The sequence below is a fragment of the Streptomyces sp. NPDC017991 genome (assembly GCF_044328075.1).
GTDB lineage: Bacteria > Actinomycetota > Actinomycetes > Streptomycetales > Streptomycetaceae > Streptomyces.
The window spans coordinates 34,823-57,225 of record NZ_JBIRGP010000025.1 but is presented as its reverse complement, the minus strand read 5'-3'; the positions used below and the strand labels follow the sequence as shown (position 1 = coordinate 57,225).

The 22,403-nt window shown below is 73.7% G+C and carries 11 protein-coding genes; 6 read left to right on the top strand and 5 right to left on the bottom strand.

Features of this window, described 5'->3' with window-relative positions; genetic code table 11:
* The 6 genes from ACH4DZ_RS42810 to ACH4DZ_RS42785 all read left to right on the top strand — a co-directional run.
* Nucleotides 1–2,941, top strand: a 2,941-nt coding sequence (locus ACH4DZ_RS42810) for a type I polyketide synthase (protein ID WP_398294965.1), incomplete at its 5' end; no start/stop codon positions are given.
* Nucleotides 2,942–2,963: 22 nt separating this feature from the next.
* Complete coding sequence (locus ACH4DZ_RS42805; RefSeq protein WP_398294963.1) at nt 2,964–9,458, top strand: SDR family NAD(P)-dependent oxidoreductase; 6,495 nt, start codon at nt 2,964–2,966, stop codon at nt 9,456–9,458.
* Nucleotides 9,455–11,482: an alpha-hydroxy-acid oxidizing protein gene (locus ACH4DZ_RS42800; RefSeq protein WP_398294961.1), complete on the top strand. Its 2,028-nt coding sequence runs from the start codon at nt 9,455–9,457 to the stop codon at nt 11,480–11,482. The genes ACH4DZ_RS42805 and ACH4DZ_RS42800 overlap by 4 nt, the downstream gene beginning before the upstream one ends.
* Entirely contained in the window at nt 11,479–12,255 is a 777-nt protein-coding gene (locus ACH4DZ_RS42795) for a thioesterase II family protein (protein ID WP_398294959.1), read from the top strand. The genes ACH4DZ_RS42800 and ACH4DZ_RS42795 overlap by 4 nt, the downstream gene beginning before the upstream one ends.
* Nucleotides 12,256–12,580: 325 nt before the next feature.
* Nucleotides 12,581–13,744: a cytochrome P450 gene (locus ACH4DZ_RS42790; protein ID WP_398294957.1), complete on the top strand. Its 1,164-nt coding sequence runs from the start codon at nt 12,581–12,583 to the stop codon at nt 13,742–13,744.
* A gap of 49 nt (nt 13,745–13,793) precedes the next feature.
* A complete protein-coding gene (locus tag ACH4DZ_RS42785; RefSeq protein ID WP_398294955.1) occupies nt 13,794–14,648 on the top strand; it encodes a thioesterase II family protein in 855 nt (284 codons plus the stop codon).
* A gap of 63 nt (nt 14,649–14,711) precedes the next feature.
* Here the strand turns inward: ACH4DZ_RS42785 and ACH4DZ_RS42780 are convergent, their stop codons facing one another.
* From ACH4DZ_RS42780 to ACH4DZ_RS42760, 5 genes are all read right to left on the bottom strand, one after another.
* The gene (locus ACH4DZ_RS42780; protein ID WP_398294953.1) at nt 14,712–15,947 is read right to left on the bottom strand and encodes a cytochrome P450; all 1,236 of its coding nucleotides are present in this window, start codon (nt 15,945–15,947) and stop codon (nt 14,712–14,714) included.
* Nucleotides 15,948–15,981: 34 nt separating this feature from the next.
* Nucleotides 15,982–18,519 carry an amino acid adenylation domain-containing protein gene (locus ACH4DZ_RS42775; RefSeq protein WP_398294951.1) on the bottom strand — a complete coding sequence of 846 codons (2,538 nt, stop codon included), beginning with the start codon at nt 18,517–18,519 and terminating at the stop codon, nt 15,982–15,984.
* A gap of 109 nt (nt 18,520–18,628) precedes the next feature.
* Entirely contained in the window at nt 18,629–19,819 is a 1,191-nt protein-coding gene (locus tag ACH4DZ_RS42770) for an NAD(P)/FAD-dependent oxidoreductase (protein WP_398294949.1), read from the bottom strand.
* 103 nt (nt 19,820–19,922) lie between these two features.
* Nucleotides 19,923–21,119 (bottom strand): cytochrome P450, encoded by a 1,197-nt coding sequence (locus tag ACH4DZ_RS42765; RefSeq protein WP_398294947.1) that lies wholly within the window; start codon nt 21,117–21,119, stop codon nt 19,923–19,925.
* A gap of 46 nt (nt 21,120–21,165) precedes the next feature.
* The gene (locus tag ACH4DZ_RS42760) at nt 21,166–22,401 is read right to left on the bottom strand and encodes a cytochrome P450 (RefSeq protein ID WP_398294945.1); all 1,236 of its coding nucleotides are present in this window, start codon (nt 22,399–22,401) and stop codon (nt 21,166–21,168) included.
* Nucleotides 22,402–22,403: the final 2 nt, after the last annotated feature.

Below are 22,403 nucleotides of genomic sequence, written 5' to 3'. Positions count from 1 at the left end.
CGACCCCGTCCTCACCCCCCTCACCCAACACACCACCACCCCCGACAACACACCCCCCACCGCCATCCCCCTCCTCCACCACAACCACCCCGAGAGCCGGACCCTGGCCACCGCACTCGCCACGGCCCACGTCCGCGGCGTCCACGTCGACTGGCGCGGCTTCTTCCCCGACGCCCGTACGGTGCCGCTGCCCACGTACCCCTACCAGCGCGAGCGCCACTGGCTGAGCGAACCGGCCGGCGCCGTCGCGGCGCGGACCGACCGCGGTCACCCGCTGCTCGACGACGGCATCGACCTGGCCGGGGGCGCGGGCACCCTGTTCACCGGGCGGGTCGACCCGCGCACCTCGCCGTGGCTCGCCGAGCATGTGATCGCCGGGTCCGCCCGGCTGCCCGGGGCGGCCGTCGCCGACCTCGCGCTGCACGCGGCCCTGCGCACCGGCGGCGGCCGGGTGGCCGAACTGACCCTGGAGCAGCCGCTGCCGCTCACCGAGGCCTGCGCGCTGCAGCTCATGGTCGGCCCACCGGCCGAGGACGGCGGGCGCGAACTCGCGCTGTACGCCCGGCCCGCGGACACGCCGGCCGCCGAGTGGACCCGGTACACCACCGGCGTACTGGCGTCCGGGGCCGACACCGCCGCGGAACCGGCCGGCCTGACCGCCTGGCCGCCCCCGGACGCCACCGCCGTCCCCCTCGACGGCCTCTACGACCGCCTCGCCGACCGCGGCTACGCCTACGGCCCCGCCTTCCAGGGGCTGACGGCGCTGTGGCGCCAGGACGCCGATCTGTACGCGGAGGTCGTGCCGCCCACCGACGGCGACGGCTTCGCGCTGCACCCGGCCGCCCTGGACGCGGCGCTGCACACCCTGCTCGGCGCCACCGGCGAGGAGGACCGACTGCTGGTGCCGTTCGTCTGGAGCGGGCTGACCCGGTACCGGCCGGCGGGCAGCGGTCCGCTGCGGGTGTGTCTGCGCCGCGGCGCGGGCGACACCTACGGGCTCCTCGTCGCCGATGCCGACGGCGTGCCCGTCCTCGCCGTGGACACGCTCGTCCTGCGCGAGCTGACCGGTGCGACGGTCACACCCTCCGACAGCGCCGCGCTGTTCGTCCTCGACTGGGCGGAGCGGGAACTCGACGCGCCTGTACCGGACGACCTGTGGGCCGTGATCGGCCCCGAAGCCGACGCGCTGCGCGAGCCCCTGCGCGCCGCCGGCGCCCGGGTCACCGGCCACAGCGGGCTGGACGACCTGCTGCGTTCGCTGGAGGACGGCGCACGGCCCCCCGCGCTCGTTGTCGCCCAGGTACCCGGCGCGATCGCGCCGCCCGGCGAATCCGGCAGCCCCCGGGGGACGGCCGAGTCCGACACCACCGCTCTGCACGCCGCTCTCGACCTGGTCCAACGCTGGCTCGCCGACGAACGGCTCGGCGCCTCCCGGCTGGCCCTGGTCACCCGCGAAGCAGTGCCCGCCGCCGACGGCGACCGGCCCGACCCGGCCCGCGCCGCGGTCTGGGGACTGATCCGGTCCGCGCAGTCCGAACACCCCGGACGGCTCGCCCTCGTCGACACCGACGGCCACCCGTCCTCCCATCGGGCCCTCGCCACGACCCTGGCCTCGGCCGAGGCGCAGTGCGCGCTGCGCCGGGGAAGGATCCGGGTGCCGCTGCTGCGGGCGCACAGCGGCCCGGCAGCGGCCCCCGGCCCGGACCGGGCCGGTGCCGCGCCCTTCGACGAGGACAGTCATGTCCTGATCACCGGCGGCCTGGGCACCCTGGGACGGCTGCTCGCCACGCATCTCGTGGAGCGCTACGGAGTACGGCGGTTGCTGCTCACCGGTCGGCGGGGTCCGGCCACGCCGGGCGCCGCGGAGTTCGTGTCCGGTCTCCGGGCCCGCGGAGCCTCGGTACGGGTGGCCGCCTGCGACGCGGCCGACCGCCCGGCACTGGCCGCCGTCCTGGCCGGCGTGCCCGACGACCGACCGCTGACCGGGGTGCTGCACGCTGCCGGCGTCCTCGAAGACACCGTCGTCGCGGGCCTCACACCCGGACATCTCGACCGGGTCCTGGCGCCGAAGGCGGCGGCGGCCCGCCACCTCCATGAACTGACGGGCAATCAGAACCTTCGTGCGTTCGTACTGTTCTCCTCCCTCGCGGGCATGCTCGGCACCGCCGGACAGGGCGCCTACGCGGCGGCGAACACCTACCTCGACGCCCTGGCACTGGAGCGGCACACCGCGGGGCTGCCCGCCGTGTCGCTGGCCTGGGGCCTGTGGGCGGGCGAGGGGGAGATGACCGGCGGGCTCGGGGAGACCGATCTGCTCCGGCTCGCACGGGCCGGTATCGGCACCGTCACCGCCGAGGAAGGGCTCGACCTGTTCGACGCCGCGGTCGCCGACGGCGCGCCGGTCCTGGCACCGGCCCGTTTCGACCTGCGTGCTCTCGACCCCGGCACGGCTCCGCCCGTGCTGCGGGCGCTCGCCCCGGCCGCCGCCACGCGCGCGCACCCCTCGCGGCAGGCCGCCGACCCGGCAGCCGAGCTGCGTGACCGGCTGTCCCAGGCACCCCCCTTGGAGCGGCGGCACATCATCCTCGAAGCCGTGCGCGCCGAGGTCGCCGGCGTCCTCGGACACGTCACCCAGGACCGGGTGCCGGCCGGCCGCCGCTTCCAGGACATGGGGTTCGACTCCCTGACCGCCCTCGAACTGCGCAACCGGCTCAGTTCGGTGACCGGCGTCAGGCTGCCCCCCACCCTCGTCTTCGACCACCCGAGCCCCGACGAGCTGGCGGACCGGCTGGTCACCGGCCTCTCCCCGGACATCGCCCCGCCGGACGGCCAAGCTCCCCCGGCCGGCGCGGACGGCGACGGCACGAGCGCCGTGGACTCGATGAGTACGGACGAACTGGTCCGCCTGGCCATGGGCGAGGCCCGCCCCGATCAGCTCTAGCAGTTAGTTACGGAGAGACACGATGACGGCTACATCCCACGAGCAAGTCGTCGACGCGCTGCGGGCCGCGTTGAAGGAGAACGAACGTCTGAGGACCGCCGCCCGTGACACCGGAGGTGCCCGCGGGCCCATCGCCATCGTCGGCATGGCCTGCCGGTACCCCGGGGGCGTCGACAGCCCGCAGGACCTGTGGCGGCTGGTCGCCGACGAGGTCGACGCCATCGGTTCCTTTCCCGACGACCGCGGCTGGGACCTGGCCGCCCTCTACGACCCGGACCCCGACTCCCCCGGCACCTCGTACGTCAAGGAGGGCGGGTTCCTCGGGGGCGCCGCACGGTTCGACGCCGAGTTCTTCGGCGTCTCGCCCCGCGAGGCCCATGCCATGGATCCGCAGCACCGGCTGCTGCTGGAGACCAGCTGGGAGGCCCTGGAGCACGGCGGTCTCGACCCGGCGTCCCTGCGCGGCAGCCGCACCGGGGTCTTCGTCGGAACGATGTACGGCGACTACGGCTCGCGTCTGACGCCCGCCCCCGCCGACTACGAGGGCTACCTCGGCCTCGGCAGCGCCGGCAGCCTCGCCTCGGGGCGCGTCGCCTACACGCTCGGCCTCCAGGGCCCGGCCATGACCGTGGACACCGCCTGCTCCTCCTCCCTGGTGGCGTTGCACCTCGCCTGCGCCGCGCTGCGCAGGGGCGAGTGCTCGCTGGCCCTGGCCGGCGGGGCGACCGTCATGGCCACGCCCATGCCGTTCGTGGAGTTCAGCCGGCAGCGCGGGCTGGCGGCCGACGGCCGCTGCAAGTCGTTCGCCGCGTCGGCGGACGGCACCGGCTGGTCGGAGGGTGCCGGCGTGCTGCTGCTGGAGCGGCTGGAGGACGCCCGCCGCCTGGGCCATCAGGTGCTCGCCGTCGTCCGCGGCACCGCCGTCAACCACAACAGCGAGAGCAACGGGCTGACCGCGCCCAGCCGCCGGGCCCAGGAACGCGTCATCGCCGACGCGCTGGCGGACGCCGGCGTGCCCGCCGGCGAGGTCGACGCCGTCGAGGCCCACGGCACCGGAACCTCCCTGGGCGACCCCATGGAGGCACAGGCCCTGGAGGCCGCCTACGGTGTCGGCCGTCCCGCGGACCGTCCGCTCCACCTGGGGTCGTTGAAGTCCAACATCGGTCACACACAGGCCGCCGCCGGTGTGGCCGGCATCATCAAGATGGTCTACGCGATGCGTCACGGTGTGCTGCCGCGGACCCTGCACGCGGACGAGCCCAACCCGCACGTCGACTGGGCCGACGGCACGCTGAACCTGTTGACCGAGGCCACGGCGTGGCCCGACCGCGGGCACGCCCGGCGGGCGGCGGTGTCCTCCTTCGGCATCAGCGGCACCAACGCGCACGTGATCCTGGAACAGGAGTCCGCGGCCGGGGCGGCGCCCTCCGGCACGGCGCACGCGGCGCCGCTGCCCGTCGTGCCCGTCGTCCTGTCCGCGAGCGGCGGGCCGGCACTGCGTGACCAGGCCGCCCGGCTCCTCGACCGGGTGACCGCCGAACCGTCCCGGCCGGTCGACCTCGGCCTCTCGCTGTCCACCACCCGCAGCCACCTCGGCCACCGTGCCGCCGTACTCGCGCAGGACGAGACCGAGCTGCGCGCCGGGCTGCGCGCGCTCGCCGACGGCGCCGGCCATTCCGCCGTCGTCCGGGGCACCGCGGCCGACGGCCGGACCGCGTTCCTCTTCGCCGGGCAGGGCGCCCAGCGACTCGGCATGGGCCGCGAGCTGTACGGGACGTTCCCCGAGTACGCGGCGGCCTTCGACGCCGTGTGCGCCGAGATCGACGCCCGGCTGGACCGTCCTCTGCGCGAGGTGCTGTACGCGGCCGAGGGCTCGCCCGAGGCCGAGCTGCTGGGCCGCACCGAGTACACCCAGCCCGCGCTGCTCGCCTGCGAGGTCGCTCTGTTCCGTCTGTTCGAGACGTGGGGCGTCCGGCCGGACGCGGTCCTCGGGCACTCCGTGGGCGCGCTCGCCGCCGTCCACGCCGCGGGTGTCCTCTCCCTGGCCGACGCCGCCGAACTGGCCGTGGCCCGCGGCCGGGTCATGCAGCGCCTGCCGGAGGGCGGCGCCATGGTGGCGCTGCGGGCGGACGAGAAACACGCGGCCGAACTCGTGGCCGGGCGCACCGACCGCATCTCCGTCGCCGCCGTCAACGGTCCGGCCGCCACCGTGCTCTCCGGAGACCACCGCGATCTGACGGACGTGGTGGCGAAGTTCGAGCGGTCCGGCGGCAAGGCCACCTGGCTGCCGGTCAGGCACGCCTTCCACTCGCCGCTGATGGAGCCTGCCCTGGACGACCTGCGGGCCGTCGTGGCGAAACTGACGTTCGAGGCGCCGCACCTCACCGTCGTCTCCGACCTGACCGGCAGGCCGACCCGGCCCGGTCAGCTCGCCGACCCCGAGTACTGGGTCCGCCACGCCCGCGAGACGGTCCGCTTCCAGGACGGCGTACACACCCTGGCGGAAATCGGCTGCACCCGGTTCCTCGACCTGGGGCCCGCCGGGGACCTCACGGCGACGACCGCCGACTGCCTCGCCGACACGGCCACGCACGAACTGGTCCCGGCCCAGCACCGCTCCCGGCCCGAGGCGACGACCGCGCTCACCGCGCTCGCCCGGCTGCACGTCTGCGGTACGCCGGTCGACTGGGAGGCGGTGTTCGCCGACCGAGGCGCCCGCCGCGTCCCGCTGCCGACGTATGCCTTCCAGCACCGCGCCTACTGGATCGACCGCGCCGACGCCCCCGGCGACCTGCGGTCGGCCGGTCTCGGGCACCTCGACCACCCCGTGCTGACCGCCGTCGCCGACGTGCCGGAACCGGGCGGGACCCTCTACTCCGGACGGCTGTCGGGCGCCACGCACACCTGGCTGGCGGACCATCGGGTCGCCGGACAGGTGCTGCTCCCCGGCACCGCCCTGCTCGACATGGTGGCGAGTGCCGCCCGCGCCGAGTACTACGACACGGTCGAGGACCTTGTCCTGGAGGCGCCCCTGCCCGTGCCCCGTGGCGCCGAGATCCAGCTGCGGGTGCTGATCGCCGCGCCCGGCGCCGACGGCGGGCGTACGGTCACCGTCCATGCCCGCCGGGCCGACGGCACCGAGCCGACGCCGTGGACGCGCCATGCCCAGGGCACACTCGCCCAGTCCCCGCCCGCCGGTGACGGCAACGACGCCGGCCGCTGGCCGCCCGAGGGCGCCGAGCCCGTCCCGGTGCCACCGGGCGACCTCTATGCGGACCTGGCCGCGCGCGGGCTGGAGTACGGGCCCGCCTTCCGCGGTGTGCGCGCGATGTGGAGGCGCGGCGAGGAGGTATTCGCCGAGGTGGCGCCCTCGGCGGAGCACGGGACGGGCGCTGGCTACACCCTGCACCCCGCCCTCCTCGACGCCTGCCTGCACCCCCTTGCGGCCGCCGGCGCGGCAGCGGACGGCCGGAGCCTCGTCCCGTACGCCTGGTCCGGTGTACGGATCCATCGCGCCGCGGCCGACCAGGTGCGGGTCAGGCTGGCCCCCACCGGCCCCGACGCGGTCACCGTCGAGGTGACCGACACCGACGGCAGGCCCGTCGCCACGATCGGCTCGCTCTCCCTGCGTCCGGTCCCGGCGGCCCCCGGCGCGGCCGACGACCTCCTCCTGCCGCGCTGGACGGCCCTGCCTTGCCTTCCCGCGGCGCCCGCGACCGACCGCTGGACGCGTGTCGGCCCCGGTGAGCCCTTCGCCGACGTGGCATCGCTGACCACCGCGATGGCAGCGGGGGCGCCCGTCCCCGAGGTCGTGCTGCTGAGCTGCGGCGAGGCCGACGACGACCCGGCGGCGATACGGGGGGTGCTGCACGAGGTACTGGTCGCGGCCCGGCTGCTGCTGGACGACCGACGGCTCACCGGCACCCGGCTGGTGGTCCGCACCCGCGAGGCCGTCGCCGTGTCCGGCGAACAGTCGCCCGCCCGGCTCGCCCACCGTGCGGTGTGGGGCCTGGTGCGGTCCGCCCAGATCGAGCACCCGGGGCGTTTCGTCCTCGTCGACGAGGACGGGTCCGCCGCCTCGGAGGCCGCCGTGCCGTGCGCCGTTGCCACCGCGGAGCCGCAGCTCGCGCTGCGCGACGGCACGGCCCACCGGCCCGTTCTCGCCCCGGCGCCCGGCCACGACGGACTGCGGCCGCCGGCCGGGGCGGGGAACTGGCGGCTGGACTACGTCGCCAAGCAGTCCTTCGCGAACCTGTCGCTGGAACCCTGGCCGGAGGCGGACCTGCCCCTGGCAGCCGGTCAGATCCGGGTGAGCATGCGGGCCGCGGGCCTCAATTTCCGCGACGTACTGCTCTCCCTCGGCGTCATACCGCCGTCCGTGGACCCCGACGCCGCCGACCGGGGCCAGGGCGGCGAGGGCGCCGGCGTGGTCCTGGAGGTCGGCGAGGATGTCACCGATCTGCGCGCGGGGGACCGGGTCCTCGGTCTGTTCTCCGGCATCGGGCCGACCTCCGTGACCGACCGGCGGCTGGTGTGCCCCGTCCCCGCCGGATGGACCTTCCAGCAGGCCGCCGCCGTCCCGGTGGCCTATCTGACCGCCTACTACGGGCTGGTGGACCTGGCCGGACTGCGCGCGGGCGAGTCGGTCCTGGTGCACGCGGGCACCGGCGGCGTCGGCACGGCCGCGCTGCAACTCGCCCGGCACCTGGGCGCCGTGCCCCACGCCACCGCCTCCCCCGGCAAGTGGGACACGCTGCGGGACGCCGGGCTGCCCGACGAGCGCATCGCCTCCTCACGCGACCTCGACTTCGAGCAGCGGTTCCTCGACACGACCGGCGGTGCGGGCGTCGACGTCGTCCTCAATTCCCTGGCCGGCCCCTACGTCGACGCGTCGCTGCGGCTGCTGCCGCGGGGCGGGCGCTTCCTGGAGATGGGCAAGACCGACCTGCGGGACCCGGCCGGGGTGGCGGACCGGCACCCCGGCGTCACCTACCGCGCGTACGACGTGCGCGAGCCGGGACCCGACCGGATCCAGGAGATGCTGCGCGCCCTGCTCGCCCTGTTCGAGTCCGGGGAGCTGCGGCCACCGCCGGTGACCTCCTGGCGGATCGAACGCGCGGCGGACGCGTTCCGTCAGCTGGCCGAGGCCCGGCACGTGGGCAAGGTGGTCCTGGAACTGCCCGGCCCCGTGTGGGACACCGAGCGGGCCGTGCTGATCACCGGCGGCCTGGGCTGGCTGGGCCGGCTGACCGCCCGTCACCTGGTCACCGGGCACGGGGTACGCCGGCTGGTCCTGATGGGGCGCGGGGCCCCGGGCGAGAACGCGGCCCGCGACCTCGACGAACTGCGCGGCCTGGGCGCCGAGGTGCGCACCCTGGCGTGCGACGCGGCGGACCGCGACGCGCTGGCCGCGGCGCTCGACGGGCTCGACCGCGCGGGAGTCCTGCTCGGCGGTGTCGTGCACGCCGCGGGCGTCGTCGACGACGGGCTGCTGTCCGCCCTCACGCCCGAACAGCTCGACCGGACGCTGCGGCCGAAGATCGACGCGGCGATCCATCTGCACGAGCTCACGGCCGGGCGCGACCTGTCCGCGTTCGTCGTCTACTCCTCGCTCGCCGGCACCCTCGGCGCCGCGGGACAGGCGGGCTACGCCGCGGGCAACGCGTTCCTGGACGGCCTGGCGGAGCGACGCCGTACGGCCGGCCTGCCCGGCGTGTCCGTCGTCTGGGGCCTGTGGGACGTGGCCGACGGCATGGGCAGCGCGCTGACCGACGCCGACCTCGCCCGGATGGCCCGGCTGGGGGTACGGCCGCTGCCCGCGGACCGGGGACTCGGGCTGCTGGACGCCGCGCTGGACGCCCGCTCGCCGGTCGCCGTGGCCGCCCACTGGGACCGGTTCCGGCTGGCCGAACAGCGCCGCGACGGCACCCTGCCGGCTCTGCTGACGGAGATGGCACCCGCCGCGGCGCCCCCGGCCACCGGCCCGACGGACCGCACGACGGACCGCGCGACCGGTGCGGGCGCCGCCGACCCGGCGCGGCACGGCATCGACGGCGACGGCGACGGCGACAGCCTCATGGACCTGGTCCTGCGCGAGGTGGCCACGGTTCTCGGCCACACCTCGGAGACGGTGCTCACCCCGGACAGCGTCTTCGACCGGATCGGCTTCGACTCGCTGACCGCCGTCGAACTGCGCAACCGCGTCACGACCGCCACCGGGATCCGGCTGCCGGCGACCTTCATCTTCGACTGGCCGACACCGCGCGATCTCGTCGGCCGCCTGCAGACCGAACTGGCCCCCCAGGCCTCGCCGTCCGCCGCCCCGCAGGACGACGCGAACGGCTCCCCGGCCGGCACGGACGGCACGGACTACGCACTCGGCGTGCTGGACGGCGTCGAGGCGGCCGTCGTCGGCCGCGTCCTGGACGACGCCGACCGCACCCGGCTGCGTGAGCGTCTGCACCATCTGCTGGACCAGCTGTCCACCACGACCGAGGACAGGACACCGAGGACATGACCCACCGCACCGCCGCGCCCGCGGCCCCCGACCATCCCGGTACCACCGCGCCCGCCCCACCACGGGACGGGGATTCCCGCTGGCTGCGGGCCTTCCCCGCGAGCGGGGAGCCGGCCGCCCGTCTGGTGTGCTTCCCGCACGCGGGCGGCACCGCCACCGCGTTCACCGCGCTGGCCGCCGCGCTGCCCGAGGACATCGGACTGCTCGCGGTGCAGTACCCCGGGCGGCAGGAGCGCCGCGCCGAGGCCTGCGCGGACGACATCGTGACGATCGCCCGGCGGACGGCGGCGGCCCTCGCGCCGTACACCGACCGCCCGCTGTTCCTCCTCGGGCACAGCATGGGCGCGCTGGCCGCGTTCGAGACGGCCCGGCTGCTGGAGGAACACGGCGGCGTGGCACGGCTGTTCGTCTCGGCCGCCCGGCCGCCCGCCCACGACTGGGAGGAACCCGACCTCGCCACCCTGCACGACGACGACCTGGTGGCCGGACTGCGGCGGCTCGGCGGAGTGCCGGACGTGCTGCTGGTGGACCCGGAGCTTCGCGCGGAGGTGCTGCGCCTGCTGCGCGCCGACCACCGGCTGCTCCAGCGCTACCGGTGCGCGCCGGACACCGTTCTCACCGTGCCGGTCACGGTGCTGCTCGCGGCCGACGACCCGAAGAACACCCTGGAGCAGGTCCGGGACTGGTCCCGGCACACCACCGCGGGACACACCGTGGAGGTCCACCCCGGCGGCCACTTCGCGCTGACCGAACACGCCGCCGACACCGCCGAACTGCTCGGGCACCAGCTGCACAAGGACCTGGCCGCCCGGACCACCGGGCCGGGCACCGCACCGGGAACCTCACCGGGCACCGAACTGGTAAGTGAGATCTACCTCGCCGGACCCGACGGCAGCACCACGCTCCTGTCCACCGATCTCACCACCCTCCAGGAGGCGGCCCGCGAGGTGCTGCCCCCGTCCGCGTACGGGTACGTCGCGGGCGACGCCGGGACGGGGGGCACGGCACGTGCCAACCGCGCGGCGTTCGACCGGTGGCGGATCCTGCCGCGCATGCTGCGCGGCGTCACCCGGCGCGATCTGTCGGTCCGTCTGTTCGGCCGTGACCTGACCGCTCCGGTGCTGCTGGCGCCGATCGCCGCGCAGACCGTCGTCCATCCGGAGGGCGAGCTGGCGGCCGTCCGCGGCGCCGCCGACGCGGGCGTGCCGTTCGTCCTGTCCTGCTTCGCCTCCCACTCCATGGAAGAGGTCGCGGCGGCGGCCGGTCCGCAGCCGCGGTGGTTCCAGCTGTACTGGCCGTCCGACCAGGAGATCGCCGCATCCCTGGTGCGCCGGGCCGAGGCGGGGGGATACTCCGCCCTGGTCCTTACCGTCGACAGCCCGGCCTTCGCCTACCGTCCGGTGGATCTCGACCACGGCTACCTGCCGTTCCTCCACGGCGCCGGGCTGGCCAACTTCACCACCGACCCCGTCTTCCGGTCGACACTGCCCCCGGGCGCCGACGACCGGACGGTGGCCGGACACTGGGCGGCCGTCTCCGCCAACCCGGCCCTGACCTGGGACCGCCTCCCCTGGCTGCGCGAGCTGACCGATCTGCCGATCCTGGTCAAGGGCCTGCTTCACCCGGAGGATGCCCGGCTGGCGCTCGCAGCCGGCGCCGACGGCGTGATCGTCTCGAATCACGGCGGGCGCCAGCTCGACGGCGCCGCCGCCGCGCTGGACTGTCTGCCGGCGGTACGTGCGGCCGTGGGTGACAGCGTGCCCGTGCTGCTGGACTCGGGTGTGCGCACCGGCAGCGACATGTTCAAGGCCCTGGCGCTCGGCGCGGACGCCGTGCTGCTGGGCCGGCCCTACCAGTACGGCCTTGCCCTGGGTGGACGCGGCGGCGTACGGCACGTCCTGCGCTGTCTGCTCGCGGAGTTCGACCTGGTCCTGGCGCAGAGCGGCTGCGGTAACGTCCGGGACATCACCAGGGACCTGCTCGTCCCCGCGGGTCCTCTCGGCCACGACGGAGCACTCATATGAACGAGACAAGGACGGGCCCCTGCGCGCCGGGGCGTGCCGCGGCCGACGGCGGCTGGCTCCGCCGCTTCCACGAGACCCCGGACACCGCGACCCGGCTGATCTGCCTGCCGCACGCCGGGGGTTCGGCCTCCTTCTTCTTTCCGCTCTCCGCCGGTCTGGCGCCGGACGTCGAGGTCCTGGCGGTCCAGTACCCGGGCCGTCAGGACCGGCGTCACGAGCCGTGCCTGGACAGCGTGTCGGCACTCGCCGACGCCCTGACCGATGAGCTGCGGGACTGGCTCGACCGCCCGTTCGCCCTCCTCGGGCACAGCATGGGCGCCTCCGTGGCCTTCGAGGTGGCCCGGCGGCTGGAGGCGGCGGGCAGCGGCCCGCAGGCGCTGTACGTCTCGGGCCGGCGTGCCCCGACGCTGCCGCACGACGAGGGTATCCACCTCGCCGACGACGCCACCCTGGTCGCGCACATCGGCGCGCTCAGCGGTACCGACGCACGTATTCTCGACGACCCGGAGGTGCTGGAACTGGTCCTGCCCGCGATCCGGGCGGACTACCGGGCCGCCGAAACCTACCGGTACGTCCCCGGTCCGCCGCTGGACTGCCCGCTGTTCGCCCTCACCGGGGACCAGGACTCACAGGTCACCCCGGCACAGGCGAGCGGCTGGGCCTCCCACACCGCGGGCGCGCACGAGTTGACGGTCCTCCCCGGCGGGCATTTCTACCTCAGTTCCCACTGGAGCCGGGTGACGGAACTGGTACGAGGGCGACTGATGCGGTAACGGGACGTCCTGGGGGCCTCGCCGATGTCCTGTCGGCGGGACGGCGGCGGGTTCCGCGCGCGGGCTGTCCGACGGTTCACCGGCCATCGACCGGTGGGTATGTTGGAGGCCGACGGGAGAACCGCCGGATCACCGGCGCCGGGCGAGTACGTGGCAACTCACCTACACCCGGAGCGAGTTCCCCTCATCGGCCGCCGCCCCGAAGTCGCCGCAACCGGCACGGCATTACCCACGCATCGCGTGCGAGGGGCGGGCCGAGCCGCGCGGCGGGGCCGGGCGCCCGATCCCGGACGGCTGACGCCGACAACCTAGAGGGGAGACCCGTATGAGGCAGCGCACGGCCGGCCAACTGGGGCCGCTTCCGGAGTTCCTGCAGGCCGGCAGTGATGACGTCGTACCCGTCGTCACGCCCGCCGGCGACAAGATGTGGCTGGTGCGCGACTACGCCCTGGGCCGCTCGGTACTGACGGACAAGAGGTTCAGCCGGGCGAGCGCCGTCCTGCCGGCGGCACCCAAGTTCAACGACGCCCAGCCGACGCCGAATTCGATGATGAGCATGGACGGCAGCCGGCACACCCAGCTGCGGCGCATCGTCAGCGGCGCCTTCTCCACCGGCCGGATCGCCGCGATGCGGCCCCTCGTGGAGGAGCTGGCCGACCGGCATCTCGACGCGATGGTCGCGCACGGTCCCGGCGCCGACTTCGTCGAGCACCTCGCCGCCCCGCTCCCGCTCGCCGTGCTGTGCACCCTGCTCGGCATCCCGGCCGAGGACGGCTCCCGCTTCCGCGGCTGGGTCGAGGTGCTGTTCGACATCTCCGCGAGCAGTCCCCGGGAGAAGGCCCGCCACCGCGTCGAACTCGCCGACTACATCACGGACTTGGTGAACCGCAAACGGCAGCGGCCCGAGGACGACCTGCTCACCACCCTGATCGGACTGCACGACCAGGGCGAACTCACGATGAGCGAACTGCTCACCCTCGGGCTCACGCTGCTGATGGCGGGCTACGAGACCACCGCGGGACAGCTCAGCCTCTCCCTGCTGTCGCTGCTCTCCGACCCGGACGCGCACCAGGAGCTCGTGGCGCGGCCCGAGCGGACGGCGGCCGTCGTCGAGGAGCTGCTGCGCATCAACCCCGCCACACCCCTCGCCTTTCCCCGGGTCGCGGTGCAGCCGGTGGAACTGGGCAGCGTCACCGTCCAGGCCGGTGAGGCCGTCCTGGTCGCGCTGGTGCACGGCAATCGCGACGGCAAGGTGTTCGCCGAACCGGAGTCCCTTGCCCTGACCGGCCAGGATGCCGTACATCTCACGTTCGGGCACGGTGTGCACCGGTGCCTGGGCGCACCGCTGGCCCGCCTCCAGGTCTGCCTGGTCCTCGAACGTCTGCTGCGCCGTTTCCCCGCGCTGCGGCTCGCCGCCGTCGACACCCCGGTGGTCTGGAAGGACGGCCTGGCGACCCGCGGGCTGTCCCGGCTCCACGTCGACTGGTGACCCCACCGCCCCCATCACCCCCTGCGAGTCCGAAGGACGGCGTACCGCGATGACCAGCACTCCGCGCAGGCCCACCCCGCCGAACATCCCGGGCGGGCCGGTCAGAAGCCGGCGGGACACCGGCCAGGACGGCTGGATACGTCAGTACCACCCGCCGCGCGGCGGTGGCCCGGTGCTGGTCTGCTGTCCGCACGCCGGCGGCTCCGCGGTGGCGTACCACTCGCTGTCGGCGGCGCTGTCCGCGACCACCGAGGTGCTGGTCGCGCAGTATCCGGGCCGGCAGGACCGGCTGATGGAGCCGCCGGTGGAGAACATCGCGGAGATGGCGGACGGTGTCGTGGCGGCCCTGGCCCCCTGGCGGCACCGGCCGATCGCGCTGTTCGGCCACAGCATGGGGTCGGTACTGGCCTATGAGATCGCGCTGCGGCTGGAGCGGCTGTGGCCCGGCAATCCGCCGATCGGCGTGATCGGATCGGGGCGTTCGGCGCCGTCCGTGCGCCATGACCGGGGGCTTCACCTGCTGGGCGACGAGGGCATCGTCGCGACCATGGTCGACCTGGCCGGCACGCCGCCGGCGCTGCTGGACGACAAGGATCTGCTGGCTGTCGTCATCCCGGCGATGCGCTCCGACTTCAAGGCCGCGGAGACCTACCAGGACACCGAGGGGACCCGGCTCAACTGCCCCATCAGCGCCTACTGCGGCGAGTCCGACGTCAATGTGCCGGCCGAGGGTGTCCTCGCCTGGGGCGAACACACGACGGCGGAGTTCACGTCCCGGTATTTCCCGGGCGGGCACTTCTACATCCAGTCCGGCGAGCGGGAGGTGGCCCGCGCCATCTCCCGCGACGTGGCGGCGTTCACCGCCACCCGGGCCGCCACTCGGGCCGCCGCCCGCAACCACTGAACCCCGCCCACCCGTGCTTCCTGGTGACGCACCGCGCGCCACCAGGAAACGGTCGGGAAGCGGTCAGGCGGCGGCCGGTTCGGGGGTGATGCGGACCCGCATGCCCGTATGGCCGTTGGCGAAGTTGGAGAACAGCCGCGCGGGGGTGCCGAGCACCTCGATCTCCGCGACCTGGGTACGCAGCGCCTCCAGCATGGCGTGCATGTGGACCCGCCCCAGATAGGCGCCGAGGCAGAAGTGTGGCCCGTGCCCGAAGCTGAGGTGCTTGTTGGGCGTACGCCCCAGGTCGAACGTGTACGGGGCGTCGAAGACGTCCTCGTCGAAGTTGGCCGAGCTGTTCCACAGGGTGATGATCTCGCCGGCCTTCACGGTGTGCTCACGAAGCGGCACATCGACCAGGGCGTGCCGGCCGAAGTGCATGGCCGGCGTGGTCCAGCGCACCACCTCCTCGGCCGAACTCTCCAGCGTCACCTCGCCGTTCTTCAGCCGCCGCCACTGGTCGGGGTGGTCGTGGAAGGCGCGCACGGCGCCGGCGGCCGTCGCCCGGCTGGACTCGTCGCCACCGAGGATCAGGCTGTAGGACTGGAGCACGATCTCGTCGTCGGACAGCGGCTTGCCGTCGACGGTGGCGGCGGCCAGCGTGGAGAGCACGTCCTCGCCCGGGTTGCGGCGTCGTTCGGCGACCAGGTCGGAGATGTAGAGCACCAGCTCGTTGCGGGCCATCACCGATTCCTGCTCGCTGTCCTGCGAGCTGTACCGGGACAACGTCTGCGCGTTCCAGTCCACCACCTGTTCCCGGTCCGCCGCCGGAATGCCCATCAGATCGCCGATGGTGTGGATGGGGATGCGGTCCGCGACCTCGGTGACGAAGTCCAGCTCGCCGCGCTCGACCGCGCGGGCGACCAGTGTGTCGGTGCGCTGCTGGACGTTGGCCACCACCGGTGCCAGGACGCGCGGCGAGAAGGACTTCATCATCAGGTTGCGGACCGCGCGGTGCCGCGGCCCGTCGGTGACGGCGAGCATCCTGCGGGCGGCGGAGTCCTCCCCCAGCCGCAGCGTGGCCAGCACGTTGCCCTGCTCGGAGGTGTAGCGCCTGTTGTCGCGGTAGGCGTCCAGGACGTCCTGGTACCGGGTCAGCACCCAGAAGCCGGGCAACTCGTCGCGGCCGGGATGCCAGAACACCGGATACTGATCGCGGTAGGGCTGCCACATCCGGTGCGGGTCGTTGTCCAGGAACGTCTGCGGGTCGGTCAGATCCAGGGTGTCCGGATCCGCCGCCGGCTGCGTCTGCGTGGTCATGCGGGGATGTCCTCCAAATCGCGGGCCGGTGCCATCAGTTGCCGTTGCTCACGGCCACGGAGGCGAGTTCGGCGATCGTCTGCCGCCGGAATACGTCCTTCGCGGAGATCGACAGTCCGGCCTTCTTGGCGCGGGCGACCACCCGGACGCCGAGGATCGAGTCGCCGCCCAGCTCGTAGAAGTTGTCGGTGATGCCGACGCTCGGGACGCCGAGCACCTCCGCCCAGATGACGGCGAGCACCCGCTCGGTGCCGTTGCGCGGAGCGGAGCCGTCGCCGCCGGTGGCCCGCTCGGGGGCGGGCAGGGCCGCGCGGTCGATCTTGCCGTTCGGCAGCAGCGGGAACTCGGCGAGCGCGACGAGCGCGGACGGCACCATGAACTCCGGGAGCCGGGCGGCGACGAACGCGCGCAGTTCGGCGTGTTCGGTCTGACGGCCCGCCGCCGGGCGTACGTAGCCGACGAGCCGCTTGTGCTCACCCTCCGCCTCGGCCCGGGCGATCACCAGGGCGGCCTCGATGTCCGGATGCTGCTGGAGCACCCGCTCGATCTCGCTCGGCTCGATCCGGTAGCCACGGATCTTCACCTGGTGGTCGGCCCGCCCGACATACTCCAGGGCGCCGGCGGCGGACCAGCGCACCAGGTCACCGGTGCGGTAGAGCCGCTCGTCGGGCGGCCCGGCGAACGGGTTGACCAGGAAGCGCTCGGCGGTCATCTCCGGACGGTCTATGTAGCCGCGGGCAACCCCGGGGCCTGCGATGAACAGTTCGCCGACCACGCCGACGGGCACCGGTTCCAGCAGCTCGTCCAGTACATAGACGGTGGTGTTGGCGACGGGCCTACCGATCGGGACGGCGGTGTGCTCGTCGGCCTCCCGCACCAGATGCCATGTCGCGAAGGTGGTGGTCTCGGAGGGGCCGTACAGATGCACCAGGCGGCCGGGCGGGCCGGCGGCCAGCACCTGGGCCACCCGGGCGGAGTTGACGGCCTCGCCGCCGAACAGGAGGTGCCGGAGGTTGCGGAAGGCGCCGGGGTCGGCGGCGACGACCTGGTTGAACAGCGCGGTGGTCAGGAACAGCGTGGTGAGCCGGTGCCGTTCGAGGGTGGCGGCCAGGGCGGCCGGGTCCAGCAGGGTGTCCTTGTCGATCACCACCAGCCGCGCCCCGGCGACCAGCGGCGCCCAGATCTCGAACGCCGCCGCGTCGAAGGTGACGTCGGCACCCTGGCCGGAGACGTCGTCCGGGTACAAGGTGAGGTAGTCGGCGTCCCGCAGCAGCCGGACGAACGCCCGGTGGGTGACCACGGTGCCCTTGGGCATGCCGGTGGAGCCCGAGGTGTAGATGACGTAGGCGCCCTCGGCCGAGGTGACCGGGACCCCCGGCGGGCCGGCCGGCAGCGCGGCGATGTCCTGCTCGCGTTCCTCCAGGCAGATCATGCGCGCTTCGGGTGCCGACAGTTTCGCGGTCAGCTCGCGCCGGGTGAGGCAGGCCGCCGCCCCGGTGTCGGTGAGCATGAAGCTCAGCCGGTCGGACGGGTAGTCGATGTCCAGCAGCAGATAGGCGCAGCCCGCCCGGAGCACCGCGAGCAGCGCGGCGAACAGCTCGGGACCGCGCGGCAGGCAGACACCGACGAAGGACCCGGGCCCCACCCCCTCGGCCAGGAGCAGCCGGGCCAGGCGGTTGGCCCGCTCGTCCAGTTCGCGGTACGTCATGGTCGTGGTGCCGTGCACGACGGCGACCGCGTCGGGACGGGCCAGGGCGTGCTCGCCGACCAGTTCGTGCATACAGCGGTCGGCGGGATACGGCCCGCGGTTGACGCCCCACTCGTGGAGCAGCGTGTCCAGCTCCTCCGGGTCCATCAACGGCAGTTCACCGACCGGCTGCCCGGGGTTGCCCGGCGCGGCGGTCAGCAGCACCAGCAGGTTCCGGGTCAGCCGCCGCGCGGTGGCCGCCTCGAAGAGCGCGCCGTCGTACACCAGGGCGGCGGTCAGCCCGCCGTCGTCGGCCGCGGTGAACTCGAAGCTCAGCTCGCACTCCGGCAGGGCGCCGCCGTCCGACGCGGCACCGAGGGCGTCACCGTCGGCGGCACCGGCCAGCAGTATCCGGGCCCGCACCAGCGGGTCCCGGCCGGCCTCGGCGCGGACTCCCAGCCCCTCAACGACCTGCCGGTAGGGCACGCCACGGTGGGCGAGGGCGTCCCGCACCACCCCGGCGTTGTCGGCCAGCAGTTGCCCGAACGGGGTCTGCGGCAGCACCGTGCCCCGCAGCACCAGAGGGTTGGCCCGGTCGTCGGCGGTGCCCAGGGCCAGGTCCTGCTGGCGGCTGTAGCGCGCCAGCAGGACCTGGAGGGCGGTGAACAGGCCGGTGAACAGGGTGCCGTCGTGCTTGCCGGCCAGGGCGGTCAGTCCGCTCACCACGGCGGCGGGGACCTGGAACGTCTCCCGCGCGGTGGCCGGGACGTGCCCGCCGAGTCGGGGCCGGTCGGCGGGCAGCCGCAGTTCCGGCAGATCGGCGAGGCGTTCCCGCCAGTGGTCCAGTTCGGCGGCCGACTGCGCGCCGGTGGTCACATCGCTCATGTCGTTCTCTCTCCTAGCGTGTGCCCGGCCCTGCCAGTGCTGTCAGTGCAGCCGGTGCAGTCAGTGCTGTCCTCGGTGGCCGCCGCACCGTGTCCCCGGCGCCCGCGGATCACTGCGCGTCCATGAGTTCGAGCAGTTCGAAGGTGACGAACTCGTCGATGGGACAGACCCCCGACATCGTCGAGAAGTACCGGTCGACGAGTTCGGGGCGGGTGGCGACCGCGCGCAGCAGTGCCAACTGATGCTCCGGCGGATCGAGCCGGGCCGTCTTCAGGGTGGCCTGGTAGTCGGTCATCAGAACCTCGGTGCGCTCGGCGGCGAAGCGTTCCAGCGCGGCGGCCAGCCGGTCGGGGTCCCGCAGGTCGTCACCGACGCAGTCGGCCAGCAACTGCACCTGGAAGAAGGCATCGGTGATGCCGCGCGCGGTGATGGAGTCCTTGTGATGGCCGGCGTCGCCGATCAGCGCCCAGCCGGGACCGGCCGCCTGCCGGAAGAAGTTCCGCTGGTCGCCGGTGCCGCGCAGCCGCTCCAGCTGTCTGCCCGCCGCCATCTGTTCGCGTACCTCGGGGGCCATCCGCTCCACCAGGGCCAGCAGCGAGTTCAGCGCGTCGCCGCGCACGTCGGCGAACCGGTGCTGCGGGAAGTAGCCGGCCACCAGGGTCGCGCCGTCGTTGGTCGGCACCGTGCCCATCCAGTGACCGGGGATCTCGTAGAGCCGGAACTGCGCCGGCAGGTCCGACCAGTAGGAGTAGTAGGCGCAGGTGAGTGTCGGGTCCTCGATCTCCGTCTTGGCGTCGACCTTGGCCGCCACCGTGGAGCGCATGCCGTCGGCGCCGACGACCAGCCGGGCGCGTTCCACGGTCTCCGCTCCCCCGCCGGTGCTGAGCCGGACGCCCGCCACCCGGTCCCCGTCGTACACGAGATCGCGCACGGTGCAGCCGTCCCGGAACTCCGCCCCGGCGTCCACCGCGGCCTGCGCCAGGATGGGGTCCAGGAGATGACGGCGGGCGGCGTAGGCGGCCGGCTGGCCCTCGGCCGGCCAGGAGGCGCCCTCCAGCCGCAGGCCGGCCACCGAGTAGCTGACCTTGTCGATGGCCGGGCAGCCGGTGCCCACCACCGCGGGCAGCACACCCCAGCGGTGCAGCAGGGCCACACCGGGCTGGTGGATGTAGAGGGTGGACAGGGTGTCCCGGGGGAACGTACTGCGTTCGACCAGCAGTACGCGGTACCCGGCGCGCGCGAACAGCATGGCGGCCGGCGCCCCGGCGCAGCGCGCGCCCACCACGATCACGTCGTACACGAGACGCTCCTTGTCTTGCGTTGTGTGGTGCCGCCCCGGGCCGGGTGAGCCGGCTCCGGCCCGCGGCGGCCGGAGCCGGGCAGGCGGGACTTCGCGGACACGGCTAGGACGTCGTCCGCAGCGGCAGGGTCCAGACGCCGGTGAAGTCCGGGGGCGTCAGGAAGGTCGGCCGGTCGGCCGGGTCGGTGCGCAGCCGGGGGAAGCGGTCCAGCAGGATGTTCAGCGCCACCCGCCCCTCCAGCCGGGCCAGCGGCGCGCCCAGGCAGAAGTGGATGCCGCGGCCGAAGCCCAGGTGCGGGTTGGGGTCGCGGGCCGGGTCGAAGACCTGCGGTGCGGCGAAGACCCGCTCGTCGCGGTTGGCCGCGGAGAACCACACCTCCAGCACCTGGCCCTCGGGGATCTTCTGCCCGGCTATCTCCACGTCCTTGGTGGTGATCCGGTAGCCGGCCGCCAGCGGGCTGAGATAGCGCAGCGACTCCTCGATCACGGTCGGCACCAGGTCCCGGTCCTTGCGTACCCGGGCGTCCGCCTCCGGGAAGGCGTCCAGGCACAGCACGGTGTTGCCGAGCAGCATGGTGGTGGTGATGTGCCCGGCGAAGATCAGCAGGTTGGTGAAGTTCACGATCTGCCGGTCGGTCAGCCGCTCGCCGTCGACCTCCGACTCGATGAGCTTGGTGAGCAGGTCCTCGCGCGGCTTGGCGCGGCGTTCGGCGACCTGTTCCAGGAAGTAGAAGCCCATCTCCATGGCGGACTCGGCCTGGTCCTCCAGGGACTGCTGCTGCGTGCTGTCCCCTTCGTGCGTGGTGAGCTGGGCGCGGGCCGCCAGCGACTCGTCCGCCCAGCCCTTGAGCAGGTCGCGGTCGCTGTTGGGGATGCCCAGCATGTCGCAGATGACGATCACCGGCAGCGGGTAGCCCAGCACGTCCGCCAGGTCGAAGGAGTCCCCGGTGACCTGGTCGAGCAGTTCATGGGTGAGCTCGGCGATCCGGGTCTCCAGGCCGGCCACCATTTTCAGGGTGAAGGTGCGGCTGACCAGCTTGCGGAGCTTCTTGTGGTCCGGCGGGTCGACCTGGGTCAGGTTGCCGTCGAAGGCGGCTTTCGCCTGTTCCGGCGGCACGAACCGGGTGGCGACCGCGGAGGAGTAGGTGCCGGGGTCGGCGAGGATCTCCAGCGACTCCGGGTGGCCGTAGACGTTCCACATCCCCACCTCCTCGTCGTACTCGATCGGTCGGGGGGGCTGCTTCCCGCGCAGCCAGAAGTGTTTCGGGTGGATGTCCCACTGGTCTACGGGACCTGTCATGGGGTGTTCCCTTTCGCGGACAGGGCGACGGGCGCGCGGCGACCGCTCATGAGGTGAGGAGCGGAAGTTCCGAGGCGCTGATGACGTGGGGCAGCGGGAGGAAGGTCGGCAGCCGGTCCGGGTCGGTGCGCAGCCGGGGGAAGCGGGCCAGGATGGCGTTCAGCGCGACCCGGCCCTCCATCCGGGCCAGCGGGGCTCCCGGGCAGAAGTGGATGCCGCGGCTGAAGCCGAGGTGCGGGTTGGGGTCCCGCGCCACGTCGAAGGCGTGCGGCCGGTCGAACTGTCGCTCGTCCCGGTTGGCCGCGCCGATCGAGACGGCGACCATCTGGCCGGGCACCACCGGCACCCCGCCGATCTCGGTCTTGGCCAGCACCGCCTTGTAGGCCACCGCGATCGGGGGCATGAGCCGCAGCGTCTCCTCGACCACCGCCGGCGTCAGCGCGGGGTCGGCGCGTACCCGCGCCGCGAGTTCCGGGTCGGTGTCCAGGTACAGCAGGGCGTTGCCGAGCAGCGCACTGGTGGTGGCGTGCCCGACGACCAGCAGTTCGTTGGCGAAGTTGACCACCGCGCCGTCGCTGAGGCGTTCTCCGTCCACCTCCGCCTCGACGAGTTTGGTGATCAGGTCCTCTCGCGGTCTGACGCGGCGCTCGGCGGTGTGCGCCCGCAGATAGTCGAACAGTTCGGGAACCACCCGCATCGCGGCCTGCGGGTCCGCGTCGCTGTCGGGGTTGCGTTCGCCCGAGGTCAGCTCGATCGCGCTGGAGGACATCCGCTCCACCCAGCGCTTGAAGAGGTGGCGGTCACTGGTCGGTACGCCCAGCAGTTCGGAGATGACCATGACCGGCATCGGATAGGCCAGGTCGTTCACCAGTTCCAGGGTGCCCTTGCCGTCGACCGCGTCGAGGAGTTCGTTGGTGATCGCCACGATGCGCGGCTCCAGCTCGGCCACCACCTTCGGGGTGAACGCCTTGCCGATGAGCTTGCGCAGCTTGGTGTGTTCGGGCGGGTCGGTCATGGTCAGCGCGCCCTCGCTGAACGACTCGTCGATCTCGGTGGCGGCCAGCAGGCTGGCGATGTTGTTCGAGAACGACCGCGGGTCGCGCAGGACTTCGAGTATCTCCCGGTAGCCGTACACGTTGCAGACACCGAAGCCGTCGACTTCGACGGGCCGCTCGGGGCTGCGTCCGCGCATCCAGAAGAAGGCGGGGTTGAGTCCCAGGCGGTCGGCGAACGCGGCGGCCTTCGCGCCGTCCGCCTGATGGGTGGCCGATGCTGTGGTCATGG

Bases quoted from the DNA above. Each gene is read 5' to 3' on its own strand.
- ACH4DZ_RS42805 (WP_398294963.1), top strand. From the start codon at position 2,964: ATGACGGCTACATCCCACGAGCAAGTCGTCGACGCGCTGCGGGCCGCG.
- ACH4DZ_RS42785 (WP_398294955.1), top strand. From the start codon at position 13,794: ATGACCAGCACTCCGCGCAGGCCCACCCCGCCGAACATCCCGGGCGGG.
- ACH4DZ_RS42790 (WP_398294957.1), top strand. From the start codon at position 12,581: ATGAGGCAGCGCACGGCCGGCCAACTGGGGCCGCTTCCGGAGTTCCTG.
- ACH4DZ_RS42760 (WP_398294945.1), bottom strand. From the start codon at position 22,401: ATGACCACAGCATCGGCCACCCATCAGGCGGACGGCGCGAAGGCCGCC.
- ACH4DZ_RS42780 (WP_398294953.1), bottom strand. From the start codon at position 15,947: ATGACCACGCAGACGCAGCCGGCGGCGGATCCGGACACCCTGGATCTG.
- ACH4DZ_RS42795 (WP_398294959.1), top strand. From the start codon at position 11,479: ATGAACGAGACAAGGACGGGCCCCTGCGCGCCGGGGCGTGCCGCGGCC.
- ACH4DZ_RS42800 (WP_398294961.1), top strand. From the start codon at position 9,455: ATGACCCACCGCACCGCCGCGCCCGCGGCCCCCGACCATCCCGGTACC.
- ACH4DZ_RS42765 (WP_398294947.1), bottom strand. From the start codon at position 21,119: ATGACAGGTCCCGTAGACCAGTGGGACATCCACCCGAAACACTTCTGG.
- ACH4DZ_RS42775 (WP_398294951.1), bottom strand. From the start codon at position 18,519: ATGAGCGATGTGACCACCGGCGCGCAGTCGGCCGCCGAACTGGACCAC.